This is a genomic window from Marinobacterium sp. xm-d-530 (assembly GCF_013283365.1).
Lineage (GTDB): Bacteria > Pseudomonadota > Gammaproteobacteria > Pseudomonadales > Balneatricaceae > Marinobacterium_E.
The window spans coordinates 161487-174179 of record NZ_WBYM01000001.1 but is presented as its reverse complement, the minus strand read 5'-3'; the positions used below and the strand labels follow the sequence as shown (position 1 = coordinate 174179).

Annotated in this window: 13 protein-coding genes; 1 reads left to right on the top strand and 12 read right to left on the bottom strand. The window is 48.5% G+C overall.

The genetic code is table 11. From position 1 onward, the window contains the following. Positions 1 to 2: 2 nt before the first annotated feature. From XMD530_RS00950 to accB, 12 genes are all read right to left on the bottom strand, one after another. A complete protein-coding gene (locus XMD530_RS00950; protein WP_173483339.1) occupies positions 3 to 941 on the bottom strand; it encodes a bifunctional enoyl-CoA hydratase/phosphate acetyltransferase in 939 nt (312 codons plus the stop codon). 8 nt (positions 942 to 949) lie between these two features. Beyond that, positions 950 to 1315 carry a histidine triad nucleotide-binding protein gene (locus tag XMD530_RS00945; RefSeq protein ID WP_173483338.1) on the bottom strand — a complete coding sequence of 122 codons (366 nt, stop codon included), beginning with the start codon at positions 1313 to 1315 and terminating at the stop codon, positions 950 to 952. 13 nt (positions 1316 to 1328) lie between these two features. After that, complete coding sequence (locus XMD530_RS00940) at positions 1329 to 1943, bottom strand: LysE family transporter (RefSeq protein ID WP_173498203.1); 615 nt, start codon at positions 1941 to 1943, stop codon at positions 1329 to 1331. Positions 1944 to 1973: 30 nt separating this feature from the next. Continuing rightward, positions 1974 to 3017 (bottom strand): YeeE/YedE family protein, encoded by a 1044-nt coding sequence (locus tag XMD530_RS00935; RefSeq protein ID WP_173506571.1) that lies wholly within the window; start codon positions 3015 to 3017, stop codon positions 1974 to 1976. 149 nt (positions 3018 to 3166) lie between these two features. After that, entirely contained in the window at positions 3167 to 4450 is a 1284-nt protein-coding gene (gene purD / locus XMD530_RS00930) for a phosphoribosylamine--glycine ligase (protein WP_173506570.1), read from the bottom strand. A 21-nt stretch (positions 4451 to 4471) separates the two neighbouring features. Next, positions 4472 to 6049, bottom strand: coding sequence for a bifunctional phosphoribosylaminoimidazolecarboxamide formyltransferase/IMP cyclohydrolase (purH, locus tag XMD530_RS00925; protein ID WP_173506569.1), 1578 nt, complete (start codon positions 6047 to 6049; stop codon positions 4472 to 4474). Between the two features lie 23 nt (positions 6050 to 6072). Continuing rightward, positions 6073 to 6342 carry a DNA-binding transcriptional regulator Fis gene (gene fis / locus XMD530_RS00920; protein ID WP_173480755.1) on the bottom strand — a complete coding sequence of 90 codons (270 nt, stop codon included), beginning with the start codon at positions 6340 to 6342 and terminating at the stop codon, positions 6073 to 6075. 37 nt (positions 6343 to 6379) lie between these two features. After that, a complete protein-coding gene (gene dusB, locus XMD530_RS00915) occupies positions 6380 to 7354 on the bottom strand; it encodes a tRNA dihydrouridine synthase DusB (RefSeq protein ID WP_173506568.1) in 975 nt (324 codons plus the stop codon). Positions 7355 to 7767: 413 nt separating this feature from the next. Beyond that, entirely contained in the window at positions 7768 to 8502 is a 735-nt protein-coding gene (locus tag XMD530_RS00910; RefSeq protein ID WP_173480756.1) for a DUF3426 domain-containing protein, read from the bottom strand. Positions 8503 to 8518: 16 nt separating this feature from the next. Beyond that, positions 8519 to 9409, bottom strand: a complete 891-nt coding sequence (gene prmA, locus XMD530_RS00905; protein ID WP_173498198.1) for a 50S ribosomal protein L11 methyltransferase — start codon at positions 9407 to 9409, stop codon at positions 8519 to 8521. Positions 9410 to 9480: 71 nt separating this feature from the next. Further along, a complete protein-coding gene (gene accC, locus XMD530_RS00900; RefSeq protein WP_173506567.1) occupies positions 9481 to 10824 on the bottom strand; it encodes an acetyl-CoA carboxylase biotin carboxylase subunit in 1344 nt (447 codons plus the stop codon). A 28-nt stretch (positions 10825 to 10852) separates the two neighbouring features. After that, positions 10853 to 11311 carry an acetyl-CoA carboxylase biotin carboxyl carrier protein gene (gene accB / locus XMD530_RS00895; RefSeq protein WP_173494696.1) on the bottom strand — a complete coding sequence of 153 codons (459 nt, stop codon included), beginning with the start codon at positions 11309 to 11311 and terminating at the stop codon, positions 10853 to 10855. 336 nt (positions 11312 to 11647) lie between these two features. Between accB and XMD530_RS00890 the strand changes: the two genes are divergently transcribed. After that, entirely contained in the window at positions 11648 to 12691 is a 1044-nt protein-coding gene (locus XMD530_RS00890) for a DUF2333 family protein (protein ID WP_173480486.1), read from the top strand. The last annotated feature ends 2 nt before the right edge of the window (positions 12692 to 12693 follow it).

The window sequence follows — 12693 nt, the reverse complement described above, 5'->3', positions numbered from 1 at the left end:
GATTAGATCTTACGGCGGTGATGCACCATGTATGATGCCAATGCACAGCTTGCTAAGCGAGCTACTACACCATCGGCACGGCTCGTTAGAATAATGGGAACACGAGCACCTACTGCAATTCCTGCAGACTTAGCACCAGCAAGATAGATGAGCTGTTTAGCGATCATGTTGCCGGCTTCAAGATCAGGTGCTACGAGAATATCTGCCTCCCCGGATACCGGAGAGTTGATATGTTTATCAATGGCCGCTTGGCGAGAAATGGCGTTGTCGAAAGCAAGCGGGCCATCGATAATTCCGCCGGTGATCTGTCCGCGATCTGCCATTTTACAAAGTGCAGCAGCATCCAGCGTGCTCTGCATGTTGGCTTTAACTTTCTCTACTGCAGCAAGCACGGCAACTTTAGGGTTCTCATTACCTAGAGCATGCGCAAAGTCGATTGCGTTTTGTACTATGTCTCGCTTCGTCATTAGATCGGGAGCGATATTAATTGCAGCGTCGGTGATGATCAGTGGCTTGTGATAGCTAGGGACATCAAAAACAAAAATGTGACTTAAACGGCGCTCTGTTCTAAGACCGCTGCGTTTATCGAGGACTGCTGAAAGTAGTTCAGAGCTCCCAAGAGAGCCTTTCATCAAACTATCGCCTTCACACTGCTGTATCAACTGACATGCGACTTCAGCCGCTTCATGACTGTGTTCTGTATCGATAAGGCGAAAAGCCTTGATATCAGCATTGAGCTCCTCAGCGGCAGCTTCAATTTTTGCTTTAGGGCCAACCAGCGTTGGCTCTATCAGACCTTGCTCTGCGGCCTCTAAAGCACCGCCGAGACCATTGCCATCAACCGGATGCACAACCACCGTTCTAATAGGCTTTGCGTGGCGCGCCTGTTCGATAAAGAACTCTAGCTGATTGTTTTGTGGCAGGTCTTTAATCACAGTCATTTTAGATCCTATAGTGGCGTCTTAAGAGTGTCAGTGTATGGTGGCCATCCCATCGCTTTACCACCTAGAAGGTGGAGGTGAATGTGGTACACCGTCTGACCACCATGATCGCGACAATTGATGACAGTTCGATAACCATCTGCAGAAAATCCTTCCTGACGTGCGATTTTTGCAGCCGCAATATTCAGATGGCCAAGAACTTCTGCGTCTTCATCGGTTGCATCATCGAGAGTCGAGATATGTTTGCGTGGAATAACTAGACCATGAAATGGGGCCTGTGGGTTGATATCCATAAACGCGATGACGTGTTCATCTTCGTAAACGCGCTTGGCTGGAATTTCACCAGCGACAATCTTACAAAACAGACAATCCATGCCTAACTCCTTATTAAAGTGTTGCAGTAGACAATACCAGACCGGCCAGTATCAGTGCACTCCCAGATGCCCGATTTAACCAGGCTCTACCTTTTGGATCTTGAACAAACCTGCGCAGACGGGCTGCGATACCCGAGTAACCAGTCATCACTATCCAATCAACTAATACTAGTGTCAGGCCAATAATCCAAAGCTGAGGTGCCTGGGGTTCTGCTGGATTCAGAAATTGTGGCACTAGTGCTAGTAGAAACACCATGCCCTTAGGGTTGGTGATATTAACTAAATAGGCGCGAATAAAGCGCTCTCGCTTCTTAAGAGGCTCAGCGTTATGAAGCTCGAGCTCAGCCTGCGAACGGATAATCTGAAAGCCCAGCCAGATAAGGTAGGCGGCGCCTATGTATTTAATGACTGTGAATAGAATAGGTGAGGTTGCAATGAGTGCCCCTAAGCCAAGTGATACCACCAGCATCTGGGTGCCATAGCCACAAATAAGGCCAAACACAGCTGGTGCTGCACCTCGTAAACCATTTGAGAGCCCAAAACTCACAGCGGTAGCAAAGCCTGCGCCAGGGGATAGCGAGATCATGATGGCTGCGCCTAACAGGGCAAGCCAGAGTTCAAAGGACATAGAATTTGCTCAGTAGTTAGAGCTGTTAATTTAGGCTGTCTCGCGACGGTAGTCGAGTACCCTGTCAGTGATGCCAGCACTTAGCCACATGAAGAAGAGTGCAACCCAAGCGGTGAGGGCCATTACTGCACCACCAGTAACACCAGCACCAACTGCACACCCGCCCGCAAGCATGCCGCCAAAGCCCATAAGACCGGCTCCAACCAAATAGCGTGAAAGGCCAGTCTCTTCGGTAAAGGTTTGAATTTTGAACTCTTTTGTTATCCAGGAAGCCAAGAATGAGCCCGCAAATACGCCGACAACAATGCCGATATCGAACGACAGAGGCACCTCTGGCTCGTTGATCAGTGCCATTAAGGTATCGGCTGATGGTCCAGTAAAACTAACGCTTTTCACCGCGATAATGTCAAAAGAGTTACTGGCATGCCAAGAGGTTAGTGCCCAGCCCAAAGCAACACTTAACCCGACCATGACGGCACCAAACTGCCAGTAGATTCTGGGTGAGGTTCTTTTTGCCAAATAGAAAGCGGCGACAAATAGAATAATACCGAATCCTAATGCCCCAAATTCTGGGAGCCAAAGTGACAGATCACGTGATGATCCATCGATTAGCCACCAAGATGAGATCTCATTTCTGGCGGGAGATAGAATACCTCTTAGTGCGGCTTGCGAGACAACGGTGACCACCAGTCCTGCAATGAGTGCTCGTAGATTACCGGTCGCAGATAGGACTAGAAGGCGGCTTGCGCAGCCTCTAGCCATGACCATGCCAATACCAAACATGGATCCACCAATGATGGCCCCAGACATAGAGCCTGTCGTTACCAGCTGCCGAATACTGCTTTTCTCGAGATCACCGTTAAGCATTAGAAGTTGAGTCAGGATAAGCGCTGTCGAGAAGGTAAAGAGCCAAATGGCGAATTTAGGACCAGGCTTGTTGCGCCAGAACTCAATACAGGCCGCGCGAAGACAGAACCGACTTTGCTGCGCAAAGACACCAAACACCAATCCGGTGATAAAACCTAAAAGAACGGCAACCTCTCCGCTGGAGTAGGCCTCTAAAAACTCAGGCATAGTCGTCTCTTATAAAAGGGTAATATCATTATTTTGCCTTGATCAATACTGAAGTGCGAGTAGTTTGGTTGGATCTGTTGACTGACATCAATGATGATTTTAGGCAATAAAAAAGACCCCGAAGGGTCTTTGATAGGTTAAGTTGAATATCAACCGTTTTCGCGGGCGATCGCTCGGTAAGCGATGTCGGTGCGGAAGTAGGCGTCTTTCCAGCTAACTTGCTTTAGAAGTTCGTAAGCGCGTGCTTGTGCGTCAGTCACTGTGTCGCCAAGTGCAGTGACACAAAGAACACGACCTCCGGCTGTAACAACATCATTACCATTTAGGGCTGTGCCTGCGTGGAAGATTTTGCTGTCAGCTGGAAGTGACTCAGGAAGTGAAATTACATCGCCTTTGTTGTAGTCGCCAGGGTAGCCGCCTGCAGCCATAACAACACCAATTGATGGGCGCGGATCCCATTTAGCGGTTGTTTTGTCTAGCTCGCCACGAAGGGCTGCTTCGCAAAGTTCAACAATGCTCGACTGAAGACGCATCATGATCGGTTGCGTCTCTGGGTCACCAAAGCGGCAGTTGTACTCAATCACTTTAGGTGTGCCATCGGCAGCAATCATGAGGCCTGCATATAGGAAGCCAGTGTATCGGTTACCTTCTGCAGCCATACCGCGAACGGTTGGGTAGATCACTTCGTCCATGATGCGCTGGTCGATCTCTGGAGTGACCACTGGAGCAGGGGAGTAAGCACCCATACCGCCGGTGTTAAGGCCAGTATCGCCATCACCCACCCGTTTGTGGTCTTGGCTAGTGGCCATTGGCAGAACGTTTTCGCCATCGACCATGACAATAAAAGATGCTTCCTCGCCATCTAGGAACTCTTCGATAACAACACGGCTACCGGCATCGCCAAAGGCATTTCCGGCAAGCATATCTTTGACAGCGTCTTCAGCCTCTTCATGTGTCATCGCAACGATAACACCTTTGCCAGCTGCCAAACCGTCGGCTTTAACAACGATTGGTGCGCCTTTCTCACGAAGGTATGCCAGTGCTGGCTCGATCTCTGTGAAGTTTTGGTACTCTGCCGTTGGAATCTGCTGGCGTGCTAGGAAGTCTTTAGTAAACGCTTTCGAGCCCTCAAGCTGTGCAGCGCCTGCTGATGGGCCGAAAATTGCTAGACCTTCTGACTGGAAGTAATCCACTACACCATCGACTAGCGGTGCTTCTGGACCTACGATGGTCAAAGCAACGCCGTTATCTTTAGCGAAGTTGGCAAGTGCAACTTTGTCCATGACATCGATCGCAACATTTTCAATACCAGCTTCTATCGCTGTACCTGCATTACCTGGAGCAACAAAGACAGTATTTACACGTGCATCTTTAGCAGCGCTCCAAGCTAGAGCGTGTTCACGGCCACCTGAGCCAATTACTAGAACATTCATATCAATCAATCCTTCTAACGCTTAGTGGCGGAAGTGGCGCATGCCTGTGAATACCATCGCCATGCCGTGCTCATCGGCTGCATCGATCACTTCCTGATCGCGCATCGATCCACCTGGCTGGATAACCGCTTTGATACCCGCTTCTGCTGCAGAGTCAATGCCATCACGGAATGGGAAGAAAGCATCAGATGCCATCACCGAACCAGCAACTTGTAGGCCTTCATCCGCCGCTTTGATACCCGCAATTTTAGCTGAGTAGACACGACTCATCTGGCCTGCACCGATACCGATAGTCTGGCCATCACGAGCGTAGACAATGGCATTCGATTTAACGAATTTAGCCACTTCCCAGCAGAACAGTAGATCGCGGATCTCCTGTTCAGATGGTTGACGCTTAGTGACAATTTGAAGCTCAGATGCGTTCACCATGCCTAGATCACAATCTTGCACCAGTAGGCCACCGTTGACACGTTTGTAATCGAAAGCTGCACCAGGCTGTGCCGCAAATTCACCACACTCAAGTAGACGAACATTGGGTTTAGCGGCAACGATTTCGGATGCCTGAGCGCTCACTTTTGGAGCAATGATCACCTCGACAAATTGACGATCAACGATCGCTTTTGCTGTTTCTGCATCAAGTTCGCGGTTGAATGCGATGATGCCACCAAATGCTGAGGTAGGATCTGTCTGGAAAGCGCGGTTGTATGCTTCCAGAATGTTGCCGCCAATGGCGACACCACAAGGGTTAGCATGTTTAACGATGACACAGGCAGGCTCTTTGAAAGGCTTAACGCACTCAAGTGCCGCATCAGTATCGGCTACGTTGTTAAACGAGAGCTCTTTACCCTGAAGTTGACGAGCGGTTGAAACGCTGGCTTCAGTTGCGTTCTCTTCAACGTAGAAGGCTGCACGTTGGTGTGGGTTTTCACCGTAACGCATGTCTTGAACTTTGACGAACTGAGTATTGAAAGTGCGTGGGAAGGTCTCTGGCTCTTCCACACCCACTCGAGCACCAAGATAGTTTGCAATCATGCCGTCGTAAGCAGCAGTGTGTTCAAACGCTTTAACAGCAAGGTCAAAACGGGTGTTGTAGTTAAGACCCTTGTTGGCTTTAAGGTCAGCGATGATTGAATCGTAGTCAGAAGCGTTAACGACAATTGCGACATCTTTATGGTTTTTGGCAGCAGATCGAACCATGGTTGGGCCACCGATATCGATGTTTTCAATGGCCATCGGAAGATCACAATCTGGACGTGCGACGGTCTCTGCAAAGGGGTATAGGTTGACAACCACCATGTCGATTGGATTGATGCCATGCTCAGTCATCACCGCATCATCAGTACCGCGACGACCCAAGATCCCGCCGTGCACTTTAGGGTGAAGGGTTTTAACGCGGCCTGCCATCATCTCTGGAAAACCCGTGTAGTCTGAGACTTCAACGGCTGCGATGCCTTCATCACAAAGCAGTTTGTAAGTGCCGCCAGTTGATAGGATTTCAACGCCTTGAGAAGTCAGTTCACGGGCAAAATCTACGATGCCAGTTTTGTCTGACACGCTGATCAGAGCGCGACGAATAGGAGTGTATGAGTCGTTAGACATGAGGCTTTCCATTTTTCAGAGATTTAAAGAAGATCATACTGCTTCAACTTTTTGCGAAGCGTGCCGCGGTTCAGGCCAAGAAGCTCTGAAGCACGGGTTTGGTTATCTTTGGTGTAGCGCATAACAGCTTCAAACAGCGGTGCTTCTACTTCAGTCAACACCATTTGATAAACATCACTTGCGGGCTGTCCATCTAACGTCTTGAAGTAGGTCTCAAGTGAAGATTGAACACTCTCACGCAGTGTTGGTGTCTGGGTTTCTGTTGTTATTTCAGAGATATCGAGATGTTGCATTGTATCGTTACTACTCACTACTACGGTTACCTAAATATTAAGCAGCTTGGGCACGATCAAAATATTGATCGAGGGCGTTAAGCTGCTCTTCAGCTGTTTCCAACTGATTAAATTCTCTTCTAAAGCCAGTCACATCGCTAACTGATTGCAGATACCAATTAAGGTGTTTTCGGGCGATACGAACGCCCATTAACTCTCCATAAAACTCGTGCAGAGCTTTCAGGTGGCGATTAAAAATAGAGTGTATTTCTGAAAGAGTGGGTGGCGCTATTTTTTCACCATGACGCAGATAATGATCAATCTCTCGCAAAATCCACGGGGTGCCTTGCGCTGCACGACCGATCATGACTGCATCAGCACCGGTGTAATCCAAAACAAAACGCGCTTTTTCTGGGGTGGTGATATCGCCATTAGCAATGACAGGGATGCTGATGTTCTCTTTAACGGATTTAATGGTCTCGTACTCAGCGTCACCAAGGTACTTATCTGACCGGGTTCTTCCATGAACGGTCAGCGCGGCTATACCAGCTTGTTCAGCCATTTTGGCGATGGTGAGTGCGTTGCGATTGTCTGGAGACCAACCAGTCCGAATTTTTAGGGTCACTGGTATATCGACTGCATTGACCACGGCTTCCAATATAGATTCGACCAGAGGTTCATCTTTCAGCAGTGCTGAGCCAGCTGCTTTATTACAGACTTTTTTAGCCGGGCAGCCCATATTGATGTCGATGATTTGTGCGCCACGCTCTGCATTTAACTGAGCAGCTAATGCCATCATCTCTGGATCGCCACCCGCAATCTGTACGGAGCGAGGCTCCGCTTCGCCTTGATGGTTTAGGCGAAATGAGGACTTGCGTGTGTGCCAAAGATTTGGATCTGACGTCACCATCTCTGACACAACAAGGCCTGCACCCAGTTCGCGACAGAGTTGTCGAAACGGGCGATCAGTCACACCAGCCATTGGGGCTAGAGCAACTTGAGTGTCAAGGCTGTATGGACCAATCTGTAACATCAAAAACCTGCCACAACGAGGGTGTAACTCCAATGAATTGGAATGTCCGTCGTTGGTTATGAAGGGCGCATATAATACTCTTCACGGACCGAGGGTCCAAGACGTTTTTGAATAAAAAATGATCAATTTTGGGGTTGACAGGCTAACTAGGGAACCTGCGAACAAGTCCATAATTTCTCAGCGTGATCTGAAACATTCAGATACAAGGCGGATTGTGCAACTAATGGCCATCGCCTTTAGTCAGCGATCCAACGCTGTAGATGGATGTTTCAGGTCGCGCCCTACGGGGCTTACAGTCAAATCCATCCTCTGCGTTCTGTTTTCTCGACTTAGCCCGCTAGGCCTTCAAAAACACGCCTGGATGACAAATTTGACTGTAAGCCTGAGATGTCATGGACTTATTCGTAGGTTCCCTAGCGTTGGTTGAAACGGGCTTCAGAAAGGTTCGCTTCAAAAGAGGCGATCGCTTCATCCGGTTTGGTTATGGTCAGTTGAATTTGAATGGGGAGTTTTGGGCTTAAGCGCTCAGCGTTGATGCCAAGTTCTAAATACTCATTTGGATCAAATGTGCGGCGGCTGATCAATTTGCCTTGTAGATCTTTTAGAGAGAGTTCAACCGCCGGATAGGGCTGGTAGAGGGTAGATTGGTTGTTGATTCTCAGTGTCACTTCAAGTGCATTGGAGTAACGAGGGTGTTCCCTCACTAGGGTCTGTTCAATCGCCAGTAGAGCCAGCCCCTCTTTAGCACTTAAATCACAATTTATCTGACTGCACGCAATAATGTAGAAGGGTCGTAAGCTGGGGTGTGCATTTAGCCTAGCTCGTTCAAACCAGAGGTACTGTAAGGCGCCGAGTACTGTGCATAAAAGAAGAATTAGAATCATTGATGCCGTTTTGAAAGGCGACTCTGGTTGAGAATTAAATCGCTCAAGTACGATTGGCTCAGCATCTAGCTGAGCGAATTGTGCTCCGGTGGATGTCTGTTGAGGCTGTTCAGTTGCTGTAGCGGGTGTTCGATCAGCACGCCCATTTTCGGCATCAAAAATAGAGAGGCAGTTGCCGCAGCGAACGCGACCATTAGCCAGGCGCAGTTGACCATCAGTCACTCTGAACTTGGCTTGGCACTCTGGACACTCTGTTACAAACATCTATCCCTTCTCAACCTTAACGTTTGCGACCCGTTAAACGAACCCACTCATCTTTGGTTGATGGGGGTTCCATATCAAACCACTCGGAGTAGGTGCCAATCAATTCATCCGCTTGTTCTATCAGAAGCCCCGATAGAATTAACTGACCACCTGATTTAACCAATTCGGCCAGGGTGGGAGCAAGCTCTTTCAGTGGTCCGGCGAGTATGTTGGCAATGACTAAATCGACCGGTTCTGATTCAAAGCTCTCTGGGAAGAATACCGGTAAACGTTCTTTATCTAGACCGTTTCTGACAAGATTGTCTTGAGTGGCGGTTAACGCTTGCGGATCAATATCGACGCCTGACACTGCGCTTGCACCCAAAAGAATGGCGGCAATGCCCAAAATACCACTACCGCAGCCATAATCGATAACCGATCTGTTCTGTAGTGGCTCACTGGCGAGCCACTCTAGACAGAGTGCAGTGGTTGGGTGGGTACCTGTGCCAAAGGCTAGTCCAGGATCGAGCATCAGATTGACTGCATTCGCATCAGGTACTTCAATCCAGCTTGGGCAGACCCAAAAATGGCTACCGAACTGCATCGGGTGATAGTGAGTCATCCACTCTCGTTCCCAATCTTTGTCCTCAAGAATTTCTGCCTTGAACTGTATTGTATCGCCACCCTTAACGGAGAGTTTTTGCTCGTTTAGAAAGGTAAGTGTCGACTCTAAATCATGCTCTGCTGCAAACAGACCGGTTATTACGGTTGTGCCCCAGAGCGGAGTAGTCCCTAATTCAGGTTCGAAAATAGGTTGATCTTTTGCGTCCTCAAAGGTCACGGCAGCACAGCCCGCTTCAAGAAGTAGATCTTCGTAAAACTCTGCAATATCAGGATTTGTAACAACTTTTATCTGTAGCCAAGGCATTCTTTTGAGCTCGTAATTTAAAGACAACAAAGCCCGCAACAGTGCGGGCTTTGATTAGGACGTAAGTTAACTTACAGGCCTAATTTCTTTTCTAAGTAGTGAATGTTAACACCACCCACTTCGAAATGGGTATCACGCATGATTTCGTGGTGAAGTGGAATGTTGGTACGAATACCATCAATGACCATCTCATCCAGAGCATTGCGCATGCGCTGCATTGCCACTTCGCGATCTTCACCATAAGTGATCAACTTAGCGATCAATGAGTCGTAGTGAGGTGGTACTGTGTAGCCCGCATAGAGGTGCGAATCAACACGGATGCCGTTGCCGCCTGGCGCATGGAAACCATTAACTTTACCCGGTGATGGCATAAAGGTTTTTGGATCCTCTGCGTTGATACGGCATTCGAAAGAGTGGCCACGTAACACGACATCTTCCTGTTTGATCGATAGTTTTTCACCAGAAGCGATACGCAGCTGCTCTTTTACAATGTCGACACCGGTAACCATCTCTGTCACAGGGTGTTCAACCTGAACACGAGTGTTCATTTCGATGAAGTAGAAGCCACCATCTTCGTACAGAAATTCAAAGGTGCCTGCACCGCGATAGCCGATCTCAATACAAGCATCGACACATGACTGCAGTACTTTTGCGCGTGATTCTGGGTCTAGGTGAGGTGCTGGTGCCTCCTCAACAACCTTCTGATGGCGGCGCTGTAATGAACAGTCGCGATCGTAAAGGTGAATCGCATTCCCTTGTCCGTCGGCTAATACTTGGATCTCTACGTGGCGTGGGTTCTCAAGGAACTTCTCCATGTAGACAGTATCATCACCAAAGGCAGCCTTTGCTTCAGACTTAGTCACTTGCACAGCGTTGACTAGGTGAGCTTCTGTATGAACAACACGCATACCACGACCACCACCACCGGCAGCGGCTTTGATGATCACAGGGTAGCCAATACGTTTAGCAATTTTATGAAGCGTATCGTTGTCGTTATCTGGCAGTGGTCCGTCTGAACCAGGTACTGTTGGAACACCCGCTTTCTTCATCGCTTCAATGGCTGACACCTTGTCACCCATTAATCGAATGGTTTCAGCTTTAGGGCCGATGAATGTAAAACCTGACTGCTCGACCTGCTCAGCAAAGCCTGCGTTTTCAGCGAGGAATCCATAGCCAGGGTGAATAGCTACTGAGTCAGTGACTTCTGCCGCTGCAATCAGAGAAGGAATGTTTAGGTAACTTTGAGCAGATTGAGCCGGGCCGATACAGACCGCTTCATCAGCTAGACGGACGTGCATCAAATCACGATCAGCCTGTGAATGAACAGCGACGGTTTTAATGCCTAACTCTTTACAAGCTCGCATGATACGTAGCGCAATTTCGCCACGGTTTGCGATCAGAACTTTATCCAACATGATGGAATATTCCTCTGTTGATTAGAGTTTAGGCAATGACAACGAGTGGTTGATCAAATTCAACCGGCTGACCATCTTCAACAAGGATGGCTTCAATCACGCCGCTCTTGTCTGCTTCGATCTGGTTCATCATCTTCATCGCTTCAACGATACAGATGACGTCACCCGCTTTAACCGTTTTGCCCACTTCGATGAATGCTGGAGCACTAGGCGCTGGTGAACGGTAGAAAGTACCCACCATTGGTGAGTTAACTGTATGACCCGCTGGCGCAGCTGGTGCAGCCTCTGCTGCAGCAGGTGCAGCTACTGGAGCAGCAGCGGAAGCAGGTGCTGCAGCAACGACAGGTGCAGGTGCTGCTACTGGAGCCGCAACGATAGAACCACCACGGCTAATACGAACAGACTCTTCGCCCTCTTTGATCTCGATTTCGTTGATGTTTGACTCTTCGAGAAGTTCGATCAGTTTTTTAACTTTACGAATATCCATGATGTGCTCCTGTAGCGCAGTTAAGTAATAAATTGTTGGGATATGGCTGTTAATTGCATCGAATAGGCAGATATCTATTAACAGAGCCCTATAAGGTTAAGTTTGCATGAGACTAAAGGGGGTTGTCCAGCTGAAAGTTGCGAAAATGGTGTGAATTTCGGCAAATTTAACGCTATCTACACGTTAATTGTCTATTATTTGTGCAAAATGGCTTTTGATATTAAAACGAGGTTGTTTTAAGCAACTTATCGATGGATTGACCCAAGGGGCTGTACAGGTCATAGTGCAGTGCAGCATTTGTATTTTTGTGATGCTTATTTACGCAAAAGGTAGTGTATGAAAGGTCTATTTAGAACTCTGTTGGATCTCCTTGATCGTCTTCGGGAAGGGCTCGGAGTGAAGCGCTTTTATCTGTTGCTGGCGCCTCTGGCAGCCTACTCACTGGTGGTGGTTGTATTGGGCTTTCTCTGGAGCTGGACTCCAGCTGAATTTGATGTGAAGCAGTTGACTGAAGCTAGCGCTGCCGAGCGAAATGAAACGGTGGTGGTCGGCAGTTACACAACCGCTACACTGATCGAACTGACAGAGTCGCTTCTTAACAAGCCAGGTGGCTACCTCTCCAATGATCGTTTTCCGCCGGGTGTTCTTATGGATAACCTGCCTAATTGGGAATTTGGTGTGCTTGTGCAGATTCGTGACCTGAGTCGAGCAATGCGCAAAACCTTCAGTCGTTCTCAGTCGCAGTCGACTGAACAGAAGGATCTAGCCTCTGCGGAACCCAAATTACACTTTGATAATAACTCTTGGTTGATACCGTCAAGTGAAAGTGAGTATCGAGATGCGTTGGTTTCATTAAGAGCCTATCAAGGCAAACTCTCTAGTCAGGATGAATCACAGGCGCAGTTCTATGCTCGTGCCGATAACCTTCAAGATTGGTTGGGCGACGTTTCAACTCGCCTGGGTAGTATTTCACAGCGCTTAAGTGCCAGCGTTGGGCAGCGCCGTATTAATACCGATCTCGCCGGCAGTCAGGGGGGCGCCCAAGCAACGGCTCAGCCCTCAGAGTTAGAGATACAAACGCCTTGGAGTGAGATTGATGACGTCTTCTATGAAGCGCGTGGAACTGCCTGGGCTCTGATTCATATTTTACGTGCTATCGAGTTGGATTTTGCACAGAGTCTTGAGAAGAAGAGTGCGGTCACCTCGTTGAAGCAGATTGTTCGTGAACTAGAGGCCACACAGGGCACCATCTGGAGTCCCATTATTCTTAACGGCACCGAATTTGGATTTTTAGCCAACCACTCTTTGGTGATGGCTTCGTACATTTCCCGTGCTAATGCAGCCATTATTGATTTGAGAGATCTTCTCTCCCAGGGGTAATT

Excerpts from the sequence above, each read along its gene's own strand:
- dusB (WP_173506568.1), bottom strand. The coding sequence starts at position 7,354 with ATGTTACAGATTGGTCCATACAGCCTTGACACTCAAGTTGCTCTAGCC.
- purD (WP_173506570.1), bottom strand. The coding sequence starts at position 4,450 with ATGAATGTTCTAGTAATTGGCTCAGGTGGCCGTGAACACGCTCTAGCT.
- XMD530_RS00890 (WP_173480486.1), top strand. The coding sequence starts at position 11,648 with ATGAAAGGTCTATTTAGAACTCTGTTGGATCTCCTTGATCGTCTTCGG.
- prmA (WP_173498198.1), bottom strand. The coding sequence starts at position 9,409 with ATGCCTTGGCTACAGATAAAAGTTGTTACAAATCCTGATATTGCAGAG.
- fis (WP_173480755.1), bottom strand. The coding sequence starts at position 6,342 with ATGCAACATCTCGATATCTCTGAAATAACAACAGAAACCCAGACACCA.
- XMD530_RS00940 (WP_173498203.1), bottom strand. The coding sequence starts at position 1,943 with ATGTCCTTTGAACTCTGGCTTGCCCTGTTAGGCGCAGCCATCATGATC.
- XMD530_RS00935 (WP_173506571.1), bottom strand. The coding sequence starts at position 3,017 with ATGCCTGAGTTTTTAGAGGCCTACTCCAGCGGAGAGGTTGCCGTTCTT.
- XMD530_RS00950 (WP_173483339.1), bottom strand. The coding sequence starts at position 941 with ATGACTGTGATTAAAGACCTGCCACAAAACAATCAGCTAGAGTTCTTT.
- XMD530_RS00910 (WP_173480756.1), bottom strand. The coding sequence starts at position 8,502 with ATGTTTGTAACAGAGTGTCCAGAGTGCCAAGCCAAGTTCAGAGTGACT.
- accC (WP_173506567.1), bottom strand. The coding sequence starts at position 10,824 with ATGTTGGATAAAGTTCTGATCGCAAACCGTGGCGAAATTGCGCTACGT.
- purH (WP_173506569.1), bottom strand. The coding sequence starts at position 6,049 with ATGTCTAACGACTCATACACTCCTATTCGTCGCGCTCTGATCAGCGTG.
- XMD530_RS00945 (WP_173483338.1), bottom strand. The coding sequence starts at position 1,315 with ATGGATTGTCTGTTTTGTAAGATTGTCGCTGGTGAAATTCCAGCCAAG.
- accB (WP_173494696.1), bottom strand. The coding sequence starts at position 11,311 with ATGGATATTCGTAAAGTTAAAAAACTGATCGAACTTCTCGAAGAGTCA.